General features: G+C 67.8%; 21 protein-coding genes and 1 tRNA gene. 11 read left to right on the top strand and 11 right to left on the bottom strand.

Annotated elements, in window-relative coordinates:
• Positions 1-120 precede the first annotated feature (120 nt).
• From rpsA to mscL, 3 genes are all read left to right on the top strand, one after another.
• Complete coding sequence (gene rpsA / locus ACP696_RS07705; RefSeq protein ID WP_426010744.1) at positions 121-1833, top strand: 30S ribosomal protein S1; 1713 nt, start codon at positions 121-123, stop codon at positions 1831-1833.
• 209 nt (positions 1834-2042) lie between these two features.
• On the top strand, positions 2043-2327 hold the full coding sequence (locus tag ACP696_RS07700) for an integration host factor subunit beta (protein WP_007676040.1): 285 nt from the start codon (positions 2043-2045) through the stop codon (positions 2325-2327).
• Positions 2328-2334: 7 nt separating this feature from the next.
• Positions 2335-2754, top strand: a complete 420-nt coding sequence (gene mscL / locus ACP696_RS07695; protein WP_426043640.1) for a large-conductance mechanosensitive channel protein MscL — start codon at positions 2335-2337, stop codon at positions 2752-2754.
• 37 nt (positions 2755-2791) lie between these two features.
• Here the strand turns inward: mscL and ACP696_RS07690 are convergent, their stop codons facing one another.
• From ACP696_RS07690 to acs, 3 genes are all read right to left on the bottom strand, one after another.
• Positions 2792-5641, bottom strand: a complete 2850-nt coding sequence (locus ACP696_RS07690; RefSeq protein ID WP_426043639.1) for a M16 family metallopeptidase — start codon at positions 5639-5641, stop codon at positions 2792-2794.
• Positions 5642-5731: 90 nt separating this feature from the next.
• Positions 5732-6325 carry an SRPBCC family protein gene (locus ACP696_RS07685; RefSeq protein ID WP_426010751.1) on the bottom strand — a complete coding sequence of 198 codons (594 nt, stop codon included), beginning with the start codon at positions 6323-6325 and terminating at the stop codon, positions 5732-5734.
• 136 nt (positions 6326-6461) lie between these two features.
• On the bottom strand, positions 6462-8420 hold the full coding sequence (acs, locus tag ACP696_RS07680) for an acetate--CoA ligase (RefSeq protein ID WP_426029472.1): 1959 nt from the start codon (positions 8418-8420) through the stop codon (positions 6462-6464).
• 155 nt (positions 8421-8575) lie between these two features.
• On the opposite strand from acs, the gene ACP696_RS07675 reads away from it, so the two are divergent.
• On the top strand, positions 8576-9325 hold the full coding sequence (locus ACP696_RS07675) for a creatininase family protein (protein WP_426010754.1): 750 nt from the start codon (positions 8576-8578) through the stop codon (positions 9323-9325).
• A gap of 51 nt (positions 9326-9376) precedes the next feature.
• Here the strand turns inward: ACP696_RS07675 and ACP696_RS07670 are convergent, their stop codons facing one another.
• The 6 genes from ACP696_RS07670 to tsaD all read right to left on the bottom strand — a co-directional run bounded on the left by ACP696_RS07670 (position 9377) and on the right by tsaD (position 13455).
• A complete protein-coding gene (locus ACP696_RS07670) occupies positions 9377-10159 on the bottom strand; it encodes a class I SAM-dependent methyltransferase (RefSeq protein WP_426010755.1) in 783 nt (260 codons plus the stop codon).
• 203 nt (positions 10160-10362) lie between these two features.
• Positions 10363-10713 (bottom strand): Rieske (2Fe-2S) protein, encoded by a 351-nt coding sequence (locus tag ACP696_RS07665; RefSeq protein ID WP_426043638.1) that lies wholly within the window; start codon positions 10711-10713, stop codon positions 10363-10365.
• A complete protein-coding gene (locus tag ACP696_RS07660) occupies positions 10710-10994 on the bottom strand; it encodes a YciI family protein (RefSeq protein ID WP_426010757.1) in 285 nt (94 codons plus the stop codon). Before ACP696_RS07660 ends, ACP696_RS07665 begins: the two co-directional genes overlap by 4 nt.
• Positions 10995-11000: 6 nt before the next feature.
• Positions 11001-11282: a YciI family protein gene (locus ACP696_RS07655; protein WP_426010758.1), complete on the bottom strand. Its 282-nt coding sequence runs from the start codon at positions 11280-11282 to the stop codon at positions 11001-11003.
• A 62-nt stretch (positions 11283-11344) separates the two neighbouring features.
• Positions 11345-12340, bottom strand: a complete 996-nt coding sequence (locus ACP696_RS07650) for an NAD(P)H-dependent glycerol-3-phosphate dehydrogenase (protein WP_426043637.1) — start codon at positions 12338-12340, stop codon at positions 11345-11347.
• Positions 12337-13455: a tRNA (adenosine(37)-N6)-threonylcarbamoyltransferase complex transferase subunit TsaD gene (gene tsaD, locus ACP696_RS07645; protein ID WP_426043636.1), complete on the bottom strand. Its 1119-nt coding sequence runs from the start codon at positions 13453-13455 to the stop codon at positions 12337-12339. Before tsaD ends, ACP696_RS07650 begins: the two co-directional genes overlap by 4 nt.
• A 71-nt stretch (positions 13456-13526) precedes the next feature.
• Here tsaD and hemC point away from each other — a divergent pair, with 71 nt between their 5' ends.
• The 7 genes from hemC to ACP696_RS07610 all read left to right on the top strand — a co-directional run bounded on the left by hemC (position 13527) and on the right by ACP696_RS07610 (position 20850).
• Positions 13527-14480 carry a hydroxymethylbilane synthase gene (gene hemC / locus ACP696_RS07640; protein WP_426010763.1) on the top strand — a complete coding sequence of 318 codons (954 nt, stop codon included), beginning with the start codon at positions 13527-13529 and terminating at the stop codon, positions 14478-14480.
• Between the two features lie 4 nt (positions 14481-14484).
• The gene (locus ACP696_RS07635; RefSeq protein ID WP_426010765.1) at positions 14485-15192 is read left to right on the top strand and encodes a uroporphyrinogen-III synthase; all 708 of its coding nucleotides are present in this window, start codon (positions 14485-14487) and stop codon (positions 15190-15192) included.
• Between the two features lie 44 nt (positions 15193-15236).
• Complete coding sequence (locus tag ACP696_RS07630) at positions 15237-16121, top strand: COG4223 family protein (protein ID WP_426043635.1); 885 nt, start codon at positions 15237-15239, stop codon at positions 16119-16121.
• Positions 16118-17665 carry a heme biosynthesis protein HemY gene (locus ACP696_RS07625; RefSeq protein WP_426010768.1) on the top strand — a complete coding sequence of 516 codons (1548 nt, stop codon included), beginning with the start codon at positions 16118-16120 and terminating at the stop codon, positions 17663-17665. Before ACP696_RS07630 ends, ACP696_RS07625 begins: the two co-directional genes overlap by 4 nt.
• 73 nt (positions 17666-17738) lie before the next feature.
• Positions 17739-17814: transfer RNA gene (locus tag ACP696_RS07620), tRNA-Thr, on the top strand.
• 511 nt (positions 17815-18325) lie between these two features.
• Entirely contained in the window at positions 18326-18805 is a 480-nt protein-coding gene (locus ACP696_RS07615) for a hypothetical protein (RefSeq protein WP_426010770.1), read from the top strand.
• A gap of 26 nt (positions 18806-18831) precedes the next feature.
• The gene (locus ACP696_RS07610; RefSeq protein WP_426010771.1) at positions 18832-20850 is read left to right on the top strand and encodes a TonB-dependent receptor plug domain-containing protein; all 2019 of its coding nucleotides are present in this window, start codon (positions 18832-18834) and stop codon (positions 20848-20850) included.
• 54 nt (positions 20851-20904) lie between these two features.
• Here ACP696_RS07610 and ACP696_RS07605 read toward each other — a convergent pair whose 3' ends face one another.
• Positions 20905-21531, bottom strand: coding sequence for a hypothetical protein (locus ACP696_RS07605; RefSeq protein WP_426010773.1), 627 nt, complete (start codon positions 21529-21531; stop codon positions 20905-20907).
• A gap of 191 nt (positions 21532-21722) precedes the next feature.
• A complete protein-coding gene (locus ACP696_RS07600; RefSeq protein ID WP_426010774.1) occupies positions 21723-23909 on the bottom strand; it encodes a 3-hydroxyacyl-CoA dehydrogenase NAD-binding domain-containing protein in 2187 nt (728 codons plus the stop codon).
• Positions 23910-23926: the final 17 nt, after the last annotated feature.

Raw genomic sequence — 23926 nt, 5'->3', positions numbered from 1 at the left:
TCGCCGCCGCTTTGGAAGCGCCGGACCCGCCTCAAAAAACCCCACACCCGGAATCCCGAGAACCGTCATTCGACGGCTGCTCACCGCAGGGCTTCCCTCAACACGAGACTAAACATCAGCATGGCTGACGATATGAGCTTCAACCCGACGCGCGACGATTTCGAAGCGCTGCTGAACGATTCCATGGGCGGCCGCGACTTCGCGGAAGGCACCGTCGTTAAGGGCATCGTTGTCGGGATTGAAAAGGACTTCGCGATCATTGACGTCGGTCTGAAGACCGAAGGTCGCGTGCCGCAAAAGGAATTCGGTGTCGACGAGAACGGCAAGGCGACCATCAAGGTCGGCGACTCGGTCGAAGTCTTCCTGGAACGCCTGGAAAACGCCCTCGGCGAAGCGGTGATCAGCCGCGAAAAGGCCAAGCGCGAAGAAGCCTGGACCCGTCTGGAAGGCGTCTACGCCAAGAACGAACCCGTGCTCGGCGCCATCGTTGGCCGCGTCAAGGGTGGCTTCACCGTCGACCTGGGCGGCGCCTCGGCGTTCCTGCCCGGCTCGCAGGTCGATATCCGCCCGGTGCGCGACGTCGGCCCGCTGATGGGCAAGGAACAGCCCTTCGCCATCCTCAAGATGGACCGTCCGCGCGGCAATATCGTCGTCTCGCGCCGCGCCATCCTGGAAGAAGCCCGCGCCGAGCAGCGCACCGAACTGGTGTCGCAGCTGCAAGAGGGTGAAATCCGCGAAGGCGTGGTCAAGAACATCACCGACTACGGTGCGTTCGTGGACCTCGGCGGCATCGATGGCCTGCTCCACGTCACCGACATGAGCTGGAAGCGCGTCAACCACCCGTCGCAAGTCCTGGCCGTCGGCGACACCGTCAAGGTGCAGATCGTCAAGATCAACCCCGACACCCAGCGCATCAGCCTCGGCATGAAGCAGCTGCAGTCGGATCCGTGGGATGGTGTTGAAGCCAAGTACCCGGTCGGCGCCAAGTTCACGGGCCGGATCACCAACATCACCGACTACGGCGCGTTTGTTGAGCTGGAAGCCGGCGTTGAAGGCCTGGTCCACGTCAGCGAAATGTCCTGGACCAAGAAGAACGTCCACCCCGGCAAGATCGTCTCGACCTCGCAGGAAGTCGACGTGGTCGTGCTGGACGTCGATCCGTCCAAGCGCCGCGTGTCGCTGGGCCTGAAGCAAGCCCTGGCCAATCCCTGGGATTCCTTCGTCGAAACCCATCCGATCGGCTCGACCGTCGAAGGCGAAGTCAAGAACGCGACCGAGTTTGGTCTGTTCATCGGCCTCGACAACGACATCGACGGCATGGTGCACCTGTCGGATATCGACTGGAGCGCGTCGGGCGAAGAGGCGATGTCGCGCTACAAGAAGGGCGACATGGTCAAGGCGAAGGTTCTCGACGTCGACGTCGAGAAGGAACGCATCTCGCTGGGCATCAAGCAGCTGGGTGGCGATCCGATGTCGGGCGACACCTATCGCAAGAACCAGACCGTGACCGTCACGGTGACGGAAGTCACCACCGGCGGCATCGAAGTTCGCTTCGGTGAAGACGACGCCCTGATGACCGCCTTCATCCGCAAGTCGGACCTGTCGCGCGATCGCCAGGAACAGCGCCCCGAGCGCTTCGCCGTGGGTGACCGCGTCGACGCTCAGATCGTGAATATCGACAAGGCGGCTCGCCGCGTTTCGATGTCGATCAAGTCGCTGGAAATGGCCGAGGAAAAGGAAGCCATCGAGCAGTTCGGCTCGTCGGACTCCGGCGCCTCGCTGGGCGACATCCTGGGCGCCGCCCTGCGCGAGCGGGCGACCCCGAAGGAATAGTCTTCTGCTCTTTTTGAGCTGAAGCAACGGCGGCCGGAGCGATCCGGCCGCCGTTTTCTTTTATCGACCCTCGATCAAGTCAGTCGTCCAGCCGACCGAATGGCGCCGTTAACCGAAGCTTTTCCTTGAAGACTCAGGGTTCCTTGGGCAAAGGTCGGACCCGCGCCAGACCCTTCTCCCCAGGGCCGCTTAGGGCGTCGGGGATATCGATGATCAAGTCCGAACTCATCGCCAGGCTCGCGAACGAGAATCCACACCTGACCCAGAAAGACGTCGAACGCGTTGTCGGCGTCATTCTCGAGCGCATGATCGGTGCGCTCGAGGAAGGTGGCCGAGTGGAACTTCGCGGTTTCGGCGCCTTGTCGGTGCGTTCGCGTCCGGCCCGCGCTGGGCGTAATCCGCGTACCGGCGAGACCGTTGACGTGCGCGCCAAGCACGTGCCGTTCTTCAAGAGCGGAAAGGAATTGCGCGGCCGCCTCAACGCCGACGAATAGGTCCAGCATGAGCGTGGTGAAGGACTTCCGCGAGTTCATCTCTCGCGGCAACGTCATCGACCTGGCGGTCGGCGTCATCATCGGCGCGGCGTTCAACGGCATCGTCAAGAGCCTGGTCGATCAGGTGATCATGCCGCCGATCGGCCTGCTGATGGGTGGACTCGACTTTTCCAAGCTGGAATGGGTGCTGAAGCCCGAGAATCCCGCCACCACGGTCGTCGAGAAGGTGGCTATCCAGTACGGCGCCTTCATCAACACCGTGATCCAGTTCGTGATCGTGGCGACGGTAGTGTTCCTGCTGGTCAAGTTGGTCAACAAGATCCGCCGCGCCGACGCCGAGGACCCCGCGCCCGAGGCGCCGGCGGCCCCGACACCGGAAGAGAAGCTGCTCACCGAGATCCGGGACCTGCTCGCCGCCAAGGGCTGACCTTCCAAGTCCTCCCCCCACAGGGGGAGGACTTTCACTACTTCCCCTTCACCAGGGTCGGGCTGTCGAGATCCAGCTGGCTGACAGGGATTTCCACGGCGCCCGGCAGCACGGCCTTGACCGTGCCGCCGAAGGTCTTGGCGTCGCCCACCACGATGACGCTGGTCTGGGCCGGGTCGAGCATGGTCTTGGAGAAGGCCTGGACATCGGCGGCTGAGACCGCCTCGATCTTGCTCGTGAACACCTGGATCTCGTCCAGCGGCACGCCATAGATCGCCAGATTGCCCAGTATGCCCCCCAGGCCCTCCGAGGTGCCCAGGTCACGGCCAAAGTCGCCGACCAGCACCGACTTGCGGGCCGCCAGTTCGCCGGTCGAGGCCGGGGTGTCGCCCAGCCGGGCCAGCTCTTCCTTGATCAGGGTCACCACCTGGGCGGCCGACTCGTTCTTGGTCTGGACATTGGCCGAGAAGCCGCCGGTCGCGGCGCGGGGCGACAGGCTGGACCCTGCCCCGTAGGAGAGGCCGCGCTTGATGCGGATCTCCTGGTTCAGGCGCGAGGAATAGCCGCCGCCCAGCACGCCATTGGCGACCAGGCCGGCATAGTAGCGCGGGTCGCTGCGCAGGATGGCCGGCTTGACCACCACCACGGCGGCCTGACCGGCCCCCGGCAGGTCGATGATCAAGTTGCGCGGCGCATAGCCGGTCGGACCCTTGATCGGGGCGGGCGCGGCGCCGGCCGGCCTGACCCAGCCGCCGAACGCGGTCTCGGCCAGGGCGAAACCCTGCTCGGGGGTCAGGTCGCCGGTCAGGACCAGGATGGCGTTGTCGGGCCGCCAATAGGCGGCGTGGGTCTTGACCAGAGAGTCGCGGGTGATCTTCGGTAGAGACCCCGGTGTGCCGCTGGCCACATGGCCGTAGCCCGATCCGGCATAGATCACGGTCGGCGCCGCGAAGCCGGCCACCGCCCCGGGACGCTGCAGGCTGACCGACAGGCCGTCCAGGGCCTCGGCCTTCACCCGCTCCAGTTCGTCGGCCTTGAAGGTCGGGTTCTCGGCCACGTCGGCCATGATCGCCAGGCCCTGAGGGGCCTTGTCGGCGATGATACTGAGGGTCAGGGACGAGGCTTCCCAGCCTGAACCCGCTTCCAGATTGGCGCCCAGGGCCTCGGTGGCGGCGGCCACCTGGGTGGCGGTGCGGGTCTTGGTGCCTTCGGTGAGCAGCTCGGCGGTCAGGCTGGAGACGCCCGCCAGGCCGGCTGGATCGGCGCCCGAACCGCCGCGAACGGTCAGATCGGCGGTGATCAGCGGCAGGTCGCTGGACTTGGCGACGATCACCCGCAGGCCGTTGGCCAGAGTCTTCTCGACCGGCGAGGGCAGGACCGGGGCGACGGGCGCGCCGGCGACGGGCGGGGCCAGGCGTTCGGCCTCGGGCGCCAGGCTGGTGACGGCCCCGTTGAAGGTCACCGACGGCGTCGGCTTGGGCGCGTCGAACGGGTCCCTGGCCCCGGCCGGACCGGCTGACTCCGGCAGGTAGCGGACGGTCACTTTGCGATCGTCGGCCAAGTACGTCTTGGCCACCCGCTGGACGTCGACGGCGGTGACGGCCTGCAGGGCGGCCAGGTCGGTGTTGGCGCGAGCGGCGTCACCCTCGGTGCGCAGGGCGTAGCCGATGGCGAAGGCGCGGCCATCGATGGTCTCGCGACTGCGGACGGCGTCGGCCAGCAGCCCAGCCTTGGCCTCGGCCAGTTCGGCGGCCGTCGGCGGCGCGGCGCGCAGCTTGGCGACCTGGGCGGTCAGCGAGGCCCCGCCCTGCTCCACCGTCTTGCCGCCGGCCATGATCGCGCCGACATAGAAGATCCCTGGCTGGGCGTTGGTGCTGGTCGAGGAGAAGATCGATTGGGCGATCTTCTGGTCATAAACCAAGGCGTCATACAGTCGCGACGACTTGCCAGCCGACAGGATGGCGTCGAGCACCGACAGGGCCGGAGCGTCCGGATCGGCGGCGGCCGGGGCCAGCCAGGTCATGGCCACGGCCGGCAGCGGCACGTTGGGACCATAGGTGGTGACGATTTTCGCCCCCGTGCGCGGCGGCTCGACCACGGTGACCGGCTTGATCGCCGACGCCGGGGTCTTCAGCGGCGCGAAATACTGGTCGATCCAGGCGTTGAGCTGGGCCTCGTCATAGTTGCCGACCACGATCAGGGCGGCGTTGTCGGGGCGATAATAGGCGGCGTGGAAGGCGCGGACATCATCGACGGTGGCGGCGTCCAGCTCCTCGATCGAGCCGATGCCCGGGCGCTTGTAGGGGTGCTGGGCGAACGAGGCCTGGGTGATGTTCAGCGAGAAGAACCGGCCATAGGGATTGGCCAGCACCCGCTGGCGCAGCTCCTCCTTGACCACGTCGCGCTCGGACTTGAACACCGCGTCGTCGATGACCAGCGAGCTCAGGCGCTCGGCTTCGGCCCACAACAGGCGCTGCAAGTGGTTGGCCGGCACCACCTCATAATAGTTGGTGAAGTCGTCATAGGTGGAGGCGTTGTTGAAGCCGCCGACGTCCTCGGTCAGCCGGTCGAAATATTCGGTGGGCATGTTACGCGTCGATTTGAACATCAGGTGTTCGAACAGGTGCGCGAAGCCCGAGCGGCCTTCGGGATCGTCCTTGCTGCCGACGCCGTACCAGACCTGCACCGTCACGTTAGGCGTGGTGGCGTCGCGGGCGGTATAGACCTTCAGGCCGTTGGCCAGGGTCCGTTCCTCGTAGACGATCGGCGGCACGGTCACGCCGGCGGCGGGGGCCGTGGGCTTGGTCTGGGCGTGGGCGATCGGCGAAAGAGCGGTCGTGGAGAGAGCCAGCGCCACGAGGGCGGCCTTGGCGGCGGGACGGATCATGAGGTCGACGCTCCGGAAATCTGAAGGCGCGACCCTATCACCGGTGTCGGAGGCGCCAAGCTTACCGTCTTGTCATGAAAGCCGGCCGATTCACCGCGCCGCCGCCACGCTCTCGCGGCGCAGGGCGCGGAGGGCGGCGGGCACGTCGCGGCGCATGGCCATGGCCGCCAGGCCGGACGGCATGCCGTAGGGGGCGCGGGCCCGGTTCTGATAGGTGACGCGCGTGGCCTTGCCGCCGTTGCGCGACTCCAGCAGCCACGCGCCCTCGCAATCCTTGATGTCGCCATCCACGCAGCGGAAGACGATCTTGCGGGGCGGATCCAGTTCCAGGCGCGAGACCGAATGGAAGGCCGGCAGCAGGAAGCTCCACTTGATCACGTGCTCGCGGGTCTCGGTCCGCCCGGAGGGGTCGCGCGACAATACCGTGCAGCGCCGAACGCTGGGGGTCATGCGCGCGGCGCGCTGGCAGTCGAGGATGGTGCGCCAGACAGCGTCCGGCGGCGCGTCTATGTCGATCATCGCCCGCACCGATCCGCCGCGGCCGCCCGCATCGGGATGGGCGTCCAGGGCGATGTCGCCGCGTTCGACCTGGCGCACCCAATCGGCGTTGGTCGCGTTCGCGGCCATGGCGAGCTCCGGACAGGCCAGCATCATCACGGCAACGACGAAACCAAGTCTGGGCATGGGCGGAAGCCTAGAGCATTCCGATCTGATTACATCAGATCGAAAGCTCTAGATTTTGACTTAGCGCATTTTCTTCACGCGAACCGGAATCCACTTCGCTCGAAAACGCTACGGCCGGTTTCCGCCCCGGCGCGCATCAGGCGTTGGCTCTATTTTTCACCAGATCCTCGACCACCGACGGATCGGCCAGGGTCGAGGTGTCGCCCAGGCTGCCCAGTTCGTTTTCGGCGATCTTGCGCAGGATGCGGCGCATGATCTTGCCCGAGCGGGTCTTGGGCAGGCCCGGCGCCCATTGCAGGATGTCCGGCGCGGCGAACGGTCCGATCTCCTGGCGCACCCAGAGGATCAGCGTCTTGCGCAGCTCGTCGGTCGCCTCGACGCCCGACTTCAGCGTCACATAGGCATAGACGCCCTGGCCCTTGATGTCGTGCGGATAGCCGACTACCGCGGCCTCGGCGACCGTGTCATGAGCCACCAGGGCGCTCTCGATCTCGGCGGTGCCCAGGCGGTGGCCCGAGACGTTGATCACGTCGTCCACGCGACCGGTGATCCAATAATAGCCGTCGGCGTCGCGCCGGCAGCCGTCGCCGGTGAAATACTTGCCCGGATAGGCGCTGAAATAGGTCTCGAAGAACCGGCCGTGGTCGCCGTAGACGGTGCGCATCTGCCCCGGCCAGCTGTCGGTGATCACCAGATTGCCCTCGGTGGCGCCCTCCAGCACCTGGCCCTCGGCGTCGACCAGTTGCAGCTTGACGCCGGGCAGGGGCTTGGTGGCCGAGCCGGGCTTAAGGGCGGTGGCGCCGGGCAGCGGCGAGACGAGGATGCCGCCAGTCTCGGTCTGCCACCAGGTGTCGACGATTGGCAGGCGGTCCTTGCCGACCACGCGGTGGTACCAGAGCCAGGCCTCGGGATTGATCGGCTCGCCGACGCTGCCCAGCAGGCGCAGGGACGACAGGTCGTTCTTCGTCACCCAGTCGTCGCCCTCGCGCATCAGGGCCCGCAGAGCCGTTGGGGCGGTGTAGAAGATCTCGACCTGGTGCTTGTCGACCACCTCCCAGAACCGCGCCGGGGTGGGGTAGTTGGGCACGCCCTCGAAGATCAGGCTGGTCCCGCCATTGGCCAGAGGGCCGTAGACCACATAGCTGTGGCCCGTCACCCAGCCGACATCGGCGGTGCACCAGAACACTTCACCGTTCTTGCCTGGAGCAGAGGGTCGGTAGTCGAACACGACCTCATGGGTCCAGCTGGCCCAGGCCAGGTAGCCGCCGGTGGTGTGCAGCACGCCCTTGGGCTTGCCCGTCGAGCCGGAGGTATAGAGGATGAACAGCGGATCCTCGGCGTTCATCGGCTCGGGCGGGCAGTCCGCCGAGGCGGCCTCTTGGACGTCGTCCCAGACGATGTCGCGGGCGTGCACCAACGGCACGTCGGCGCCGGTCCAGCGGACCATAAGCACCTTGCCCACCCAGGGGCAACTCTCCAGCGCCTTGTCGATATTGGCCTTCAGCGGCACCCGCTTGCCGCCGCGCCTGCCCTCGTCGGCGGTGATCACGAAGTGCGAGGCGCAGTCCTGGATCCGCCCGGCGATGGCGTCGGGCGAGAAGCCGCCGAACACCACCGAATGAACCGCCCCGATCCGCGCGCAGGCCAGCATGGCCACCGCGGCGATCGGGATCATCGGCAGGTAGATGGTCACCCGGTCGCCCTTCCGGACACCCTGGTCCTTGAGGACATTGGCCATCTTGCAAACCTGGACGTGCAGCTCGCCATAACTCATCTTCGACGACACGCCCGGATCGTCGCCCTCGAAGATCAGGGCTACCTCGTCCTGGCGATGCGGCAGGTGGCGGTCCAGGCAATTGACCGAGGCGTTGAGCACGCCGTCGGCGTACCAGTGGATGCGGAAGTCGTCCTTGGCGAACGAGACGTCCTTGATCTGGGTCGGTGGCGTGATCCAGTCCAGCCGGGCGGCCAGGTCGCGCCAATAGGCCTCGGGATCGGCCTCGACCCGCGCCAGGGCGGCGTCATAGCCGGCGGCGTCGATATGAGCCTTGCCCGCCCAGTCGTCGGAAACCGGAAAAACCTGTCCGTTGCTCACGCCCTGCACTCCCTTGATCTCGTTGCGGCGGAGTTATGCGCGGCGAGCGGAGCGACGCAAGAAGACCATTGGGGATTCTGGCGGCGCGCCCCATTTCTCTGTATCGCCGCCGCATCGGCGTTAAGGCATCGATAGTCTCTCGCGGAGTTCCAGCCATGCTGCTCGCCCTTTCGACCTGGCCCGAGATCGAGGCCTATCTCGCGACGTCGAAGACCGTAGTGGTGCCGATCGGCTCCAACGAGCAGCATGGGCCCACGGGTTTGCTGGGGACCGACTGGTTGTGCCCGGAGATCATCTCGCACGAGGCCAGCAAACTCTCTTCGAGCGTGCTGGTGGCCCCGACCTTCAATGTCGGCATGGCCCAGCATCACCTGGCCTTTCCGGGCACCATCTTCCTGCGGCCCACGACCTTCATTGCCGCGATCGGCGACTGGGTGCGCTCGCTCGGCGCCCACGGCTTCGAGAAGATCTATTTCCTCAACGGCCATGGCGGCAATGTCGCCTCGATCGAAGCGGCGTTTTCCGAGGTCTACGCCGAGTACAGCTTTCGGCGCGAACGCGCGCCGTTCGCGCTGAAGCTCAAGAATTGGTGGGATCTGAGCGGCGTGCTCAGTCTGGCCAATCAGCAGTTCCCGGTCGGCCACGGCAGCCACGCGACCCCGTCCGAGATCGCCGTGACCCAGTGGGCCTATCCGGGCAGCATCAAGTCGGCGGACTATGAGCCCAGGATCGCCCCGACCGGCCCGATCCGCGAGGCTCTGGACTTCCGCGCCCGCTACGCTGACGGCCGCATGGGCTCCGACCCGGCCCAGGCCACGCCCGAAAAGGGCGGCGCGCTGGTAGCCCAGGCGGCCAAGTCGCTGATCGACGACCTCGCGGCGTTCTCGGCGGAGGGGCGGGTGTAAGGATCGTGGGCGCTGATGGGGACGTGCGCATGCGCATGTCCCCAATCGCATCTACCGCGGGATCTCGCTGATCTTGGTCAGGGCCACCTGGCGGTACACCGCCGTGATCTCGAAATAGCGCCCGAACGCGCCGTGGAACTGGTCCACGGCCTGCTTGACGCCGGGGCCGCCGATTTCGCTGATGTCGTGCCAGTAGTCGTCGAGCACCATCAGGCCGCCGACGCTGAGCAGGCTGGCGCAGAAGCACAGGTCGATCAGAACGGCCAAGGCGGTGTGGCTGCCATCGACATAGATCAGGTCGAAGCCTTCACCGACCTGCAGCATGCGCGGCAGCTCATAGGTCGAGAACCCCTTGCGGGCGGTCATCGACCGGAACGAGGTCTTGGCCATGTTGCGGTGAAAGCGCGGCTCGACGGCGTGGTATTTCTCTTCCGGGTTCAGGGCCTCGTCGAACCAGGGGTCGATCACCGTGACATCCAGGCGATTGGGGATCAGCCAGTCCATGAAGGCCAGGTTGCGGCCCTCATAGGCGCCGATCTCCAGGTATCGGATCGGCGCGTCGCCGCGTTTGGCCGCGAAGTCGCGCAGCAGGGGCGTGACGAACGGAATGTTATTGGACGCCCAGCCCGAGGTGAACTCGTAGCCAACCTGTTCGCTGTGGGCGTCGAAGGCCTCGACCACCGTGTGGTCGCGCTTGGCCAGCAGGGTGCGGGCCAAATCTGGAGCGAAGCGCGGATTGACCTTGGCGAACGAGCGCAGCTTGTCGCCCAGGCCGCGCGCGTCGTGGGCGTCGGTCAGCTCGGCGTCGAAATTCGGATTGGACCCGTCGGCCATGGCGCGGTTTCCCGGTTTCAGTCGGCGAGAAGCCTAGGCGGAACGGGTTAAGGGCGGGTTCTTTCTCAACAAATACCGCTCATTCCGGCGAATGCCGGGACCCAGCTGGAGTAGCGCTGGGCCTGACGCCAAGAGCGCTGAGCCCCTCCATCAGCCACACCGCTATGGGATCTAAGTCCCGGCATTCGCCGCGATGAGCGGAGTCAGAGCGTGACGATCTGGCCATCCTGCACGTCTACCGGCCACGGCGTCAGCGCCACGTTCTGACACGGTCCCGCCACCATGGCGCCATCGTCGATGCGAAACAGGGCCGCGTGGCCGCCGCACAGGATCAGGTCATTGTCGCGAGTCAGAAATCGGCCGCTCGGACCGGCCAATGGCCAGCCGGCATGCGGGCAGCTGTCGACATAGCCGACCACCGCTTCGCCCCGCCGCACCACGAAGCCGGCGAACACCGCGTCGCCCTCGCAAAAGCGAAACCCCCGCGCGCCCGGCGAGGCGATCTCGTCCAGCAGGCAAAGCACGGCGCCAGACGTGGGGCGGGCGGGGTTCACGGCGCGTCGATCCCCACCGGCCACTCGTGGATGTCGATCCGCGCGAACAGCTTGGCCAACGTATAGGGGTCGTTGGCCGAGAAGCGCCGGGCGGCGGCGAGGTCCGCGCACTCCACCGCCATCAGCGAGCCGCACATCGCCCCGCCCTCGTCCAACAGATAGGCCCCGAACCGGTACTCGGCCGCCTGGGCGCGGACATAGTCCAGATGAGCGGGCCGCGTTTCGGCGCGCAACGTCGTGGCGTGGGGGCGGTCCAGGCAGTGCAAGGCGAAGAGCGGCATGACGGCTTAGAGGCTGCCGATCGCCAGCCGCCAGGGATGGACCTCGACGCTCTCGAAAACGCCAGCGGCGGTGAAGGGGTCGCCATCGGCCTGAGCCTGGGCGCCGGCCAGGTCGTCCGCCTCGACCACGATGAGCGAACCGATCGGACCGCCAGCGTCGTCGAGCAGGGCGCCGGCCAGCTTCAGGTTGGGGCTGTTGTTCAGATAGTCCAGGTGGGTCGGGCGGGTGGCCAGGCGGGTCTCGAGCGCGCCGGGCTTGTCCTTGCAGATGATGGCGTAGAGCGGCATGGGGCGGGTCCTTTTGGAATGCCGATTGGGGACAGGCGCATGCGCCTGTCCCCAATCGTGGTTTAGGCTTCAGCCTTTAGCGGTCGCGACAGTAGGCCGAGGATCGCGCTGTTGACATCGACCTCGCCGGCCAGGATGGCGGCGACGGCTTCGCAGATCGGGGTCTCGACACCCAGGGAGCGGGCCAGGGCGCGAACGGCGGGGGCGGAGGCCACGCCCTCGGCCACCGAGACCTTGCCGGCCAGGGCCTGTTCCAGGGTCTGGCCGGCCCCAAGCGCCAGGCCGACGCTCATGTTGCGCGACTGCGGGCTGGAGCAGGTGAGCACCAGGTCGCCCAGGCCGCACAGGCCGGCCACCGTCTCGGCCTTGCCGCCGAGGGCCACGGCCAGACGGGTCAGTTCGGCGAAGCCGCGGGTGATCAGGGCGGCGTGGGCGCTGCGGCCCAGGTCCTTGCCCTCGACGATGCCGCAGGCGATGGCCAGCACGTTCTTGACCGCCCCGCCGGCCTCGGCCCCGATGACGTCGGCGGCGAGATAGGGGCGGAAGGCCGGGATGGCGATGGCCTCGACGATGGCCATGCCCAGGGCTTCGTCCTCGCAGGCCAGGGTGACGGCTGTGGGCAGGCCGCGCGCCACCTCGCCGGCGAAGCTGGGACCCGACAGCACGGCGATCGGATTGTCCGGCAGCACCTCGGCGGCGACCTCGCTCATGAGTTTGAGCGAGCCCTGCTCAACGCCCTTGGAACACAGCACCACCGGGACGCGGGGCTGCAGGTGCGGCTTCAAGGCCGTGAGCGCCGAGCGCAGGTGCTGGGCCGGCGGCACGGCCAGGATCAGGTCGCAGGCCGCCAGAGCCGCCATGTCGGCCGAGGCGATGACCGTGTCGTCCAACAGCACGCCGGGCAGGAACATGGTGTTCTCGTGGCGGACGGCGATCGAGGCGACCACCTCAGCCTCGCGGGCCTGCAGGGTGACCTTCAGCCCGGCCCGGGCGCAGACCTGGGCCAGGGCCGTGCCCCAGGCTCCGGCGCCGATGACGCCCGCGTGCGTGAAGGTCATGCCTTGGCTCCCTTGCGGCCGAAGTTGTTGCTCGGATGGGATAACGCTGCGGCCTCGTCCAGCGGCCAACGCGGACGCGCCACGGCGTCCAGGTCGTCTGAAATCCCGGCCGCCAGCCGCTCGGCCCCGGCCAGGGCGATCATCGCGGCGTTGTCGGTGCAATAGGCCAGGGGGGGCGCGTCGAAGGAAAAGCCGTTGTCGTCGCAGGCCTTGCGCAGCGCGGCTTTCACGGCGCCATTGGCCGCGACGCCGCCGGCCACCACGAAGCGCAAGGCCTGGCCCGGATGGCTGCCGGCATAGAGCTTCATGGCCCGGTCGGTGCGTTCCGACAGCTGGCGGGCGATGGCGAACTGCACGGCGGCGGCCAGGTCTGCGCGCTCGGTGTCGTTGGTGACCTTCTCGGCCAGCCGCGCGGCGGCGGTCTTCAGGCCGGAGAACGAGAAGTCGCAGTCCTTGCGACCCAGCAGGGCGCGCGGCAGGTCGAACTGGGTGGGGTCGCCGCTCGTCGCCAGCTTTTCCAGGGCCGGGCCGCCGGGATAGGGCAGGCCCAGGCTCTTGGCGATCTTGTCGAAGGCCTCGCCGGCCGCGTCGTCGATGGTGGTGCCCAGGCGCGTGCAGGCCCCGACGCCGGCCACTTCCAGCAGTTGGCAATGGCCGCCGGAGACCAGCAGCAGCAGGAACGGATAGGCGATCTCCGCCCCCAGTCGCGCCGAGACCGCGTGGCCCTCCAGGTGGTTGACCGCCACCAGCGGCAGGTCGCGGGCCAGGGCGACGGCCTTGCCGAACGCCAACCCGACCATCACCCCGCCCACCAGGCCCGGCCCGGCGGTGGCGGCGACGCCGTCCAGGTCCGCGAAACCGAGCCCCGCCGCGCGCATCGCCTGGGCCACCACGCCGTCGATGGCCTCGACATGGGCGCGCGCGGCGATCTCGGGCACCACGCCGCCGAACGGGGCATGCTGCTCGAACTGAGTGCCTACGATCGACGACAGCACCTCGACGCGGCCGTCCGCGCTGCGCCGCACCACGGACGCGGCTGTCTCGTCGCAGCTGGTCTCCAGCCCGAGGACGGTCAGGGTCGATTGCGTGGGGCCAGGTTGCTTAAGGGTGGTCATTCGGTTGCGGGGTTCCCGCCGCTCCTGTAGCAGCGAAGGCTTCTTATCGCTCTGCAGGTAACGCCCCCACCGTGTCCCGGCAACCCATCCGCATCGGCGCGCGCGGCTCCAAGCTGTCGCTGGCCCAGTCTGGCTTGATGCAGGCCCGCATCGCGGCCGCCCTCGGCGCGGGACCCGACGACATCGAGTCGTTCGCCCAGCTGATCCCGATCGTCACCAGCGGCGACCGCATCCAGGACCGCCGGCTGATGGAGATCGGCGGCAAGGGGCTGTTCACCAAGGAGATCGAGGAGGCCCTGATCGAGGGTCGCATCGACTGCGCCATCCATTCGCTGAAGGACATGCCCGCCGAGCTGCCGCCAGGCCTGGTGCTGGCGGCCGTGCCCGAGCGCGAGGACCCGCGTGACGCCTTCATCAGCCACTTCGCCGAGCGGCTGGAAGACCTGCCCAAGGGCGCGCGCCTGGGCACCGCCTCGCTACGCAGGCAAGCCCAGGCCCTGCACGTGCGGCCGGACCTCGAGATCGTCATGCTGCGCGGCAATGTCGACACCCGCCTGGCCAAGCTGGAGCGTGGCGAGGCCGACGCCATCCTGCTGGCCCAGTCTGGCCTGAACCGCCTGGGCCTGGGCCATCTGCCGCGCAGTTGGCTTGATCCGATCGCCGCCCCGCCGGCCCCGGGCCAGGGCGCCCTGGTCATCGAGACCCGCGCCGAGGATGTCGACCTTCCCTGGCTGCAGGCCGTGCGTTGCCAGGCCACCACCCTCGCCGTGGCCGCCGAGCGCGGAGCGCTCTACGCCCTGGAAGGCTCGTGCCGCACGGCGGTCGGCGCCTATGCCCGGCTGGAGGGCCTGACCCTGACGATGATCGTCGAGGCCCTGACTCCGGACGGCGCCCACCGTTTCCGCCGCGAGGGCTCGGTCACCCTGTCCAGCCTCGACGCCACCGACCAGGCCCGAGCCCTGGGGTTGGAGCTGGGCGGCGCCGTGCGGGTCGAGGGCGGTCCGGCCCTGATCCTCACCGAGTAGGGCCATGACCGGCGAGTCGCGGCGGATTTGGGTCACCCGGGCCTCGCCGGGCGCGGAGGCCACCGCCGCTCGTCTTGAGGCCATGGGCTTCACACCGCTGGTCGATCCGTTGCTGACCGTGCGCGACCTGTCGCCGGTGATCGACCTGACGGGCGTGGCGGCTCTGGCCTTCACCAGCGTCAACGGCGTCTCGGCTTTCGCCCGCGCCAGCCCTGACCGCTCGCGTCGTGCGTTCGCGGTTGGTGACCGCACCGCCGCCGCCGCCCGCGAGGCGGGCTTTGCCCGGGTGGAGTCCGCTGAAGGCGACGTCGAGGCCTTGGCGTGGCTGATCGCGGGCGAGGCCGCCGAGTTGGACGGCGTCGTGCTCCATCCCGGCGCCCTGGAACCGGCCGGAGATCTGGTGGCGCCGCTCGCCGAGGCGGGAGTCACCGCGATCCGCCTGGCGCTTTACGAGACCGTCGCGCGCGATCCCGCCCCGACCACCTTGGCGGCGATCGACACCCTCGCGGCGGCGCTGGTGTATTCGCCCCGAGCCGCGCGGACCTTGGCGGCTCTGCTCGCTCACTGTCCCGCTCCGCGTCTGAGGATCCTGTGCCTGTCGCCCGCGGTCGCCGCGCCGCTTGGAGCGTTGGGCCTTACGGGAGGCCTAAGGTCTGTGACGTGCGCGCCGCGCCCGACCGAAACCGCGCTGTTGAGCTTACTCACGCTGTAGCTGAGCGATTGCGCGGCGCGGCGGCGTGGGGCACGAATGGACTCATGACCACTGCTTCCGACCCCGCTGAAATCGTCGCGCCGCGCGACCCGGCGCTCTATGCGCCCCGGCGCCGGCTGGGCCTGGGCGTCTGGGCGGTCGTCGTCTTCGGCCTGGTCTGCCTGGCGCTGGGCGCGGGGCTGTCGCGATTCGGCCCGACGGCGTTCCCCCATGCCAAGCCGCCGGCCCCGGCGGCCCCCGTGTCGGATATCGCATCGGCCCCCCCAACCTACCCCGTCCTGCCTCCGTCTGTCGCAGCCGCCGCGCCCGCGCCCGATATCGAGATCGGGCGCCTGGAGGCGCGTCTCGCCGTCCTGGAAAACGGCCAGCAGCGCGCGATCGACGCCGCCGCCGCCGCCCTGGCCGCCGCCACTCTGGCCGACACCGCCGGCACGGCGCGGCCCTTCAGCCAGAAACTGGCCGGGCTGGAGCGCATGTTGCCTCTGTCGTCCGACCTGCGCGCCCTGAACCGCCTGGCCCAGACCGGCGCCCCCACCCGCTCGGGCCTCGCCGCCGAGTTCGAGGCCCTGGCCGGCCGTGCGGACGTCGCCGCCCGCGATCCGGGACGCGCGGGCGATTTCCTCGCCAAGCTGCGCCACGCCTTGTCGAGGATCGTCTCGATCCGCCAGGTCGGCGCGACCCAGGGCTCGACCCCGGACGCCCTGCTCGGCCGGGCCCAGAAGCTGCTGAACGAGGGCGACATCGAAGGCGCGCTGGCGGCGATCGAGCCGCTGCCCGCAGGCGCTCAGACCATCCTGGCGCCTTGGCGCGCCACTGCGGAGCGCCGGGTCGAGATCGATCGCCACATCGCCGCCCTCCGCGCCGACGCCCTGGCCGGCCTGGTTCAGGTGACCCGGTCCCCAGCGGCCGCCCCGGTGGGGACGCCATGATCCGCGCGGCGTTCGTCTTCTTCGTCGTCGCGGCCATCGCCGTGGCGGTGGTCGCCCTGACCGGCGAACCGGGCGCGGCCAGCCTGGACTGGATGGGCTGGCGGGTCGAGATGACCGCCGTGGCCGCCGCCCTGCTGACCCTGTTCACCGCCCTGCTCGCGACCATCCTGTGGCGCGGCCTGCTATGGGTGGTCGAGGCGCCGCGGCGCGCCGCCCGCGCCCAGGCCGAGTCCAGGCGCAAGCAGGGGATCGAGGCCCTGTCGCGTGGCTTTCTGGCCGTGGCCGCCGGCGACGGCTCCGAGGCTCGCCGCCTAGCTCAAAAGGCCGCCGAACTGGCCGAAGACGCCCCCGCGCTGATCCGGGTGCTGGCCGCCCAGGCCGCCGAGGCCGCGGGCGATCATGTCGCCGCCCGCCAAGCCTACAACGCCATGCTCGGCTTTCCCGAGATGCGGCTGGCCGGCCTGCGCGGCCTGATGCAGACCGCCTTGGCCGAAGGCGACAAGACCCTGGCCCTGCGCCATGCCGAGACCGCCTATGGTCTGGCCAAGACCGCCCGTTGGGCCTGGCGGGCCCTGCTGGAGGCGCGGCTGGAGGTCGGAGACTGGAAGGCCGCTCTTGATCTCGTCCAAGGCGCGCTGGAGCGCAAGATCGTGCCGCCCTTGGTCGCCGAGCGGGCTCGCGCCGCCTTGCTGGCCGCCTCGGCCGCCGCCCTGGAAGAGTCCGACGATCCCAGGGGTCTGACCCAGGCGCTCGACTTCGCCGTTCAGTCGGCCCGGCTGAAGCCCGACTTCGCCCCCGGCGTGGTCATGGCCGCCCGCCTGCTGGCTGACGACGGCAAGGCCGCAAAGGCCTGCAGCCTGCTGGAAGCGGCCTGGAAGCTGTCACCCCATCCGGCCCTGTGGTTGGCCTATCGCGACCTGAAGACCAATGAGACGCCCAAGGTCCGGTCCGCCCGCCTGGCGACCCTGGCCAACCTCAAGCCCGAGGCGCGAGAGAGCCAGTTGCTGAAGGTGGAGAGCGCCCTGGTCGGCGGCGATCCGGTGGCGGCCCGCGCCGCCGCGCGCCTGCTGCCGCAAGAAGCGCTGACGGCGCGGATCGCCGGCCTGATGTCGCGCGTCGCCTACGCCAACGGCGAGGCCGACGAGGCTCGCGCCTGGATCGTCCGCGGCGCGGCCGCTCCGCAGGAAGCCGACTGGTCGGACCTCGACCCCGAGGGCCGGGCCTTCGCCTATGCCCGCGAGGACTGGGCTCGGCTGACCGTCAGCTACGCCGAGACCGGCGAGCTGATCCACCCGCGGTTCGAGCGCCGCGAGCGCACGATGAGCGAACGGCCCCAGCTGCCCTCGGCCTATGCCGAATCCACGCCTTTCGTTCGCGCCGCCGAGACTGGTGGCGCCCTGATGCCGATCCCCGACGACCCCGGAGTCTTCGACACCAGGGTCTCTTTGGATGGCGGATCGGACGGCGGACCCGACGGTCCGGCGCCCCGTCGCAACGCTGGTTCACGCCGACGCTTGGCAAGTGGCCCGCGCGCCGCTAAATAGGCCCCTCTTCGCGCCGCCCAGTGATTTGGGCGGTGGGAACACCAGGTCCCAGGCCCGTCCTGGAACGAAGCGCGCCGCTTTAGCTCAGCTGGTAGAGCACCTCATTCGTAATGAGGGGGTCACAGGTTCGAGTCCTGTAAGCGGCACCACCTTCTCTTGCTCCCTGTGGATTTGTCTTGGGCCGCGCCGCGGATCAGGTGGATTTTCGGCGTCCGACCTGCGTCCCGAAGCCGCAGCGAGGCAGTTTCGGCACGTTGCGACAAAATGTCCGTCGACGGACATTGCCCAACTAGAATCTCCGCATCTGGAAGTTCTGACCCTGTTCAAGCGTGGCCTTGGCCAGGAATAGCAAGTTGTTGGGGAGCCGGATCTTCCTTTGTTGAGCCAGACAAACCGTGCTGCATCGCAAAAACGGCCCATACACGACGTATTGCTTGTAAAAATTGAGAATAGATCTGACGATATACTTCTATTGGTTAGTAGCAAATATCCGGATTGGCCCGGAAGGACGTAGAAGATACCAGCGTTATGTGAAGACTGTTACGGCCTTGTTTACAAGTCTGGCGGCATTAGACGCTCCTTGAAGCCCGGAAGAAGCTCGGGCAGGGGATGCAAGAAATGTCGAAAAGAAACACTCGGAGCGTTGTCACGCTCTGTGCCTTGGCGCTGAGCGTCGCGCCGTTGAGCGCCCACGCCGACGCCACCAAGGACATCCAGGTCGCCGGTCGCGCCCTGACCTTCCTGGAGAACGGTCCTACCGGCAAGGCCGTGCTGGGTATTGTCTTCGATCCGTCCAAGCCTGCCTCGGTCGCCGAAAAGAACGCCGTAATGGCCGCCATCGGCGGCGGCATGAGCGCCGGGGCCGTGACCCTGACCGCCAAGCCGGTTGAAGCCAGCGCCGTCTCCGGCGTGTCCGGCGTCGCCGCCCTCTATGTGACCACCGGCGTCAATGTCGGCGCGGCCGCCAAGGCCAAGAAGCTGATCACCATCGGCTCGGACACCTCGTGCGCCACCAGCGGCAACTGCGTGATGAGCGTCTCGGCCGACCCCAAGGTCGAGATCGTCGTCAACCGCGCGGCCGCCGCCGCCGTGGGCGCGGTCTTCAAGGCCGCCTTCCGCATGATGATCCGCGAAGTCTGATCCAGCTCGAGCCCAGAGATAAAATCATGAAAAAGACTCTTCTGGCCGGCGTTTCGGCCACCTTCGCCCTATCCATGGCCGCCACGGCCGCTCATGCCCAGTCGATCGACTACGGCGCGATGGAGCAGCTGTTCAACGAACCGGTGACGACCAGCGCCACCGGCTCGCCGCAGCGTTCGACCGAGGTTCCGGTGGCCATGGAGATCATTACCGCCGCCGACATCAAGCGCTCGGGCGCCGTCGACCTGCCGACCATCCTCAGCCGCGTCGCCGGCCTGGACGTGCTGAACTGGGGCGCTGGCGCCTCGGACGTCAGCGTCCGCGGCTATGACCAGGCGATGTCGCCGCGCCTGCTGGTGCTGATCAACGGCCGCCAAGTCTATCTGGACCACTATGGCTACACCGCCTGGGCGACCCTGCCGGTGCAGCTGTCGGAGATCCGCCAGATCGAAGTCGTCAAAGGCCCCAACAGCGCCCTGTTCGGGTTCAACGCCGTGGGCGGCGTGGTCAACATCATTACCCAGAACCCGAAGTTCGACAACGACGGCTCGGTCTCGATCACCGGCGGCACGAACGGCTATGGCGAACTGTCGGTGGTCAAGTCGGTCAAGCTGGGCGAGCGCTTCTTCGCCCGTCTGTCGGCCGGCGCGGCCCAGATGGACGAGTACAAGAACACCATCGCCACGGCGTCCAACCTGCTGACCAACCCGGCCCGCGTTTCGGCCAACATCGACACCATCACCCAGCTGACCGAAAAGACCGAACTACGCATCGAAGGCTCGTGGTCGAACGTCCAGATCAGCGAGGCGGTCTCGAACAACGCCTATTCGCCCAGCAAGTACGTCACGACCTCGGCCAAGGCGACCCTGGCCTCGGACACCAAGCTCGGCTTGCTGCAGGGCTCGGTCTATCAGACCAACCTGACCGCCAAGCAGACCGTCGCCGGCCAAAAGGCCCGCTTCGAGAACAAGATCACCGTGGCTAGCGTCCAGGACCTGTTTAAGATCGGCGCTCAGCACACCTTCCGCATTGGTGGTGAATATCGCGAGAACGAGGTCAACACCGCCCCGCTGGCGGGCGGCAAGGTCAGCTACAAGGTCGCGGCGGTTTCGGGCATGTGGAACTGGGCCGTCAGCGACAAGCTGGCCCTGACCCTGGCCGGTCGCTACGACAGCCTGGACCTGTCGCGGGAAGGCACGTTCCCGGCCGGCTATCCGCCCGTGACCAACGCCTATTGGGACCGCTCGATCAAAGAAGCCAGCTACAATGCCGGCCTCGTCTATCGTCCGACCGACGCCGACAGCATCAAGCTGACCGCTGCGCGCGGCGTGCAGGTTCCGACCCTTGTCGACCTGGGCGCGGTGCAATTGCGGGTCAAGGTCGGTCCCTACACCATCGGCGTCGTCGGCAATCCGACCCTGAAGCCGTCGATCGTCACCAATTACGAGATTGGCTACGAGCGCACCCTGCCGGGTCTGCTGGACGCCAGGGCCGGCGTCAGCGTCTTCACCCAGAAGACCGAGGACGTGAAGGGCCAGCCCAGCTCCGGCCAGATCGATGTCATGCCGACCGTGCCGGGCGTGATGCCGCTGCTCAGCTATCGCAATGTCGGCGCCAGCAAGATGTGGGGTGTCGAGCTGACCGCCTCGGGCAAGATCGCCGGCGGCTACCACTGGAGCGGTGACTGGACCTTCACTGATGTCGACGACCAGCCGGCCGCCGGCTTCACGCCGCAGGTCCGCTTGGTCGCCTATTCAGCGACCACGCCGGAAGTGCGCGGGAATGTCGCCTTCGGTTGGGCCAACGCCCAATGGTCGGCCGACGCCTTCGCCCACTACACCGGCGACCACGACGGCTATGCTTCGGCAGGCGCGCTGGTTCCGATCGACGGCTATGTCACCCTGGGCGGCCGCGTGGCCCGTTCCTTCGACCAAGGCCTGACTCTTGCGCTCAGCGGTCAGAACCTGACCGAAGGCCATCAGCGCCAGACGTCCGGCCTGGAAGTCGAGCGCCGGATTTTCCTGTCGCTCAGCAAGAGCTGGTAAGCTCAACCTTCCGAAGCGCAGAAGGGCCCCGTCGAGAGACGGGGCCTTTTTCGTTCAGTCGTCCCAACCAGGGCGTTTCTTCTTCTTCCCAACGGCAAACAGGCCCGGATAGGGACCTTTACCGGCGCGGTAGAGGCACCAGTCGTCGTCCTTCCTGCAACCGCCGTCGAAGCCCGCCTTCTTTTCCGGGTCGATGGCGGCGTAGAGGGCGGGGCCGTTCTTGTTCCGGGCGCCCAAGGCCTCGGCGCAGGCTTGGCGCTCGGCCGTGGTCAGCTTGACGATATCGGCTTCAGTGCAGCTGCTTCTACGCGCCGCCTGGCGCAGGGCTTCACCACCGCCAGTCAAGGTCCCGCGCGCGGTAAAGCCGGGCGGGGCGACGATCTGGCGGGCGGGTGGGGCCGGCGGGGACGGCGACGCAGCAACGGGCGGGGGTAGGGCGGCGAGGCCCGGAACCGCGACGGGCGCCACGGCTGGTGCGTCGTCGCTTTTGGATTGCTCGTGGCGAGGTTCGGGTGGTTTGGCGGGCGCGGCGGCGGTCAGCTCGACGACGACGCTGCGGGGTTCGATCGGCACGGGACCGGGCGGGATCGCCGCCAACAGAGCCCAGCCCAACAGGCCGTGCAGCGCCAGGGATGCGGCCCCGACGCCCAGCCATCGACGCGTCCTGGGTTTCACGCGCATGAGCGCTCAAAACGGCGCTCGCATGGGCGCATCGGCAGCTCCTTCACGCCCCCGCGTCGTCGTTCCAGCTAGCGTCACCGTGCGGCGAGACAATGTCCGCCGTGAGACCACCCTGACATGGACGCCCGGCTCCAACGAAAAAGGCCCGGCGTCGCCGCCGGGCCTTTCCGTGTTTCAGCAACCTACCGGGTTTAGGCGGCGGCCTTCTCCTTGACGCCGAAGCGGCTGTAGAAGGTCTCGCCCTTGGCGGCCATGTCGCGCAGCAGCTGGGGCGGGGCGAACCGCGCGCCGTACTTCTGGGCCAGGGCGTCGCAGGCCTCGACGAACTTGGCGACGCCAAGCCCGTCGATCAGGCTGATCGGACCGCCGGTCCAGGGCGCGAAGCCCCAGCCCAGAATGGCCCCGACATCGGCTTCACGCGGGTCGGTGATGACGCCCTCCTCGAAGCAGCGAGCGGCTTCGACGGCCTGGCGGTAGAGCAGACGGGTGCGGATTTCCTCGATGCCGGCCTTATCGACCTCGGCGATCTTCACCGGGGCGAGATCGGCCAGGCCTTTCCACAGGGTCTTGGGGCCGTTCTCTGGATAGTCGTAGAAGCCCTTGCCATTCTTGCGGCCATAGCGGCCCTCGCCATCGACCATCTTCTCGATGATCGCTGTGAAGGGACGCTCCTCGTACTTGTCGCCGAGGTCCTTCTTGGTCTGTTGGGCGATCTTGTAGGAGAGGTCCAGCGCGACGTCGTCGTGCATCTCCAGCGGACCGCGCGGCATGCCGGTGGCCCGACCGACATTGTCGATGATGGCCGGGGCGTAGCCGTCGGACAGCAGCTCCATGCCCTCCTGCACGAAGGTGCCGAAGCATCGCGAGGTGTAGAAGCCGCGGCTGTCATTGACGACGATCGGGGTCTTCTTGATCTTCAGGACATAGTCGATCGACTTGGCCAGGGCCTCCTGCGAGGTTTCCTCGCCCATGATCAGCTCGACCAAGCCCATCTTGTCGACCGGCGAGAAGAAGTGGATGCCGATGAACGAGGCAGGTCGCACCGACGCCTTGGCCAGGCCGGTGATCGGCAGGGTCGAGGTGTTGGAGCCAAAGATCGCGGTGTCGGCCAGCTGGACTTCGGCCAGCTTGGTCACCGAGGCCTTGACGTCGCGGTTCTCGAAAACCGCTTCCACCACCAGGTCCGAACCCTTGACGTGGGCGTAGTCCGAGGTCGGGTGGATCAAGGCGAGAATGCCCTCGCCCTTCTCCTTGGTCATCTTGCCGCGCGACACGGCCTTGGTGACCAGGGCCTGCGCATAGCCCTTGCCCTTGTCGGCGGCTTCTTGCGTCTGGTCGATCAGCACGGTCTCGATGCCGGCCATGGCCTGCACATAGGCGATGCCCGCGCCCATCATGCCGGCGCCGAGCACGGCCACCTTCTTGACGTCGTAGTGCGGCACGCCGGCCGGGCGGCCCGAGCCCTTGCCCAGCTCTTGAAGCGAGAGGAACAGGGTGCGGATCATGCCCTTGGCCTGGGGCGACATCAGGGTCTTGAGGAAGTAGCGGGTCTCGATGCGGATGGCCGCGTCGAACGGCACCTGGGTGCCCTCATAGACGGCCTTCATGATGTTCAGTTGGGCGGGATAGTTGCCATAGGATTGCTTGCGCAGCATGGCGTTGCCCATCACGAACACCTGGCTTCCGGTGGGGGTGTAGGGACCGCCGCCGGGCAGCTTGAAGTCCTTCTTGTCCCACGGGGCGACGGCGTCGCCCTTGGTCTTGATCCAGGTCTTGGCCGCCTCGATCACCTGGTCGGCGGGGACCACTTCGTGGACGACCTTCAGGGCCAGGGCCTCGTCCGGCTTCATCGACTTGCCTTCCAGCAGATACGGCGCCGCGGCCATCACGCCCATCAGGCGCACCAGCCGTTGGGTGCCGCCGCCGCCAGGCAGCAGGCCGACCTTGGCTTCCGGCAGACCCAGCTGGATCTTGGGATTGTCGGCCACCACCCGATAGTGGCAGGCCAGGGTCATTTCCAGGCCGCCGCCCAGGGCCAGGCCATTGATCGCCGCCGCGATCGGCTTGCCGCCGGTCTCCAGGGCGCGGAAGGCCTTGTTCAGCGCGAAGCCGGCGTCAAAGGCCGCCTTCAAATCACCCCCACCGATGCCGCCCTCGGCGCCGCCGAGTTCGCCCAGGTCGGCCCCGGCGCAGAAGCCGGTGGTCTTGCCCGAGGTCAGCACGGCGCCCTTGATGGCGTCGTCGGTCTTGATGGCCTCGACCACTTCGCCGATCTCGCGGATCACCGAGGCGGTCAGGGTGTTCATCGTCCGGCCGGGCACGTCGAAGGTGACGAGGGCGATCCCGTCGCTGTCGACCTCGATCTTGAAGTTTTCCATGATGCTAAATCCTAGAT

Source organism: Caulobacter sp. DWR3-1-2 (assembly GCF_049896225.1).
In the GTDB taxonomy this organism is placed as follows: Bacteria; Pseudomonadota; Alphaproteobacteria; order Caulobacterales; family Caulobacteraceae; genus Caulobacter.
Note: the sequence above shows the minus strand (reverse complement) of the source record. Positions and strands in the feature narration are given on the sequence as shown.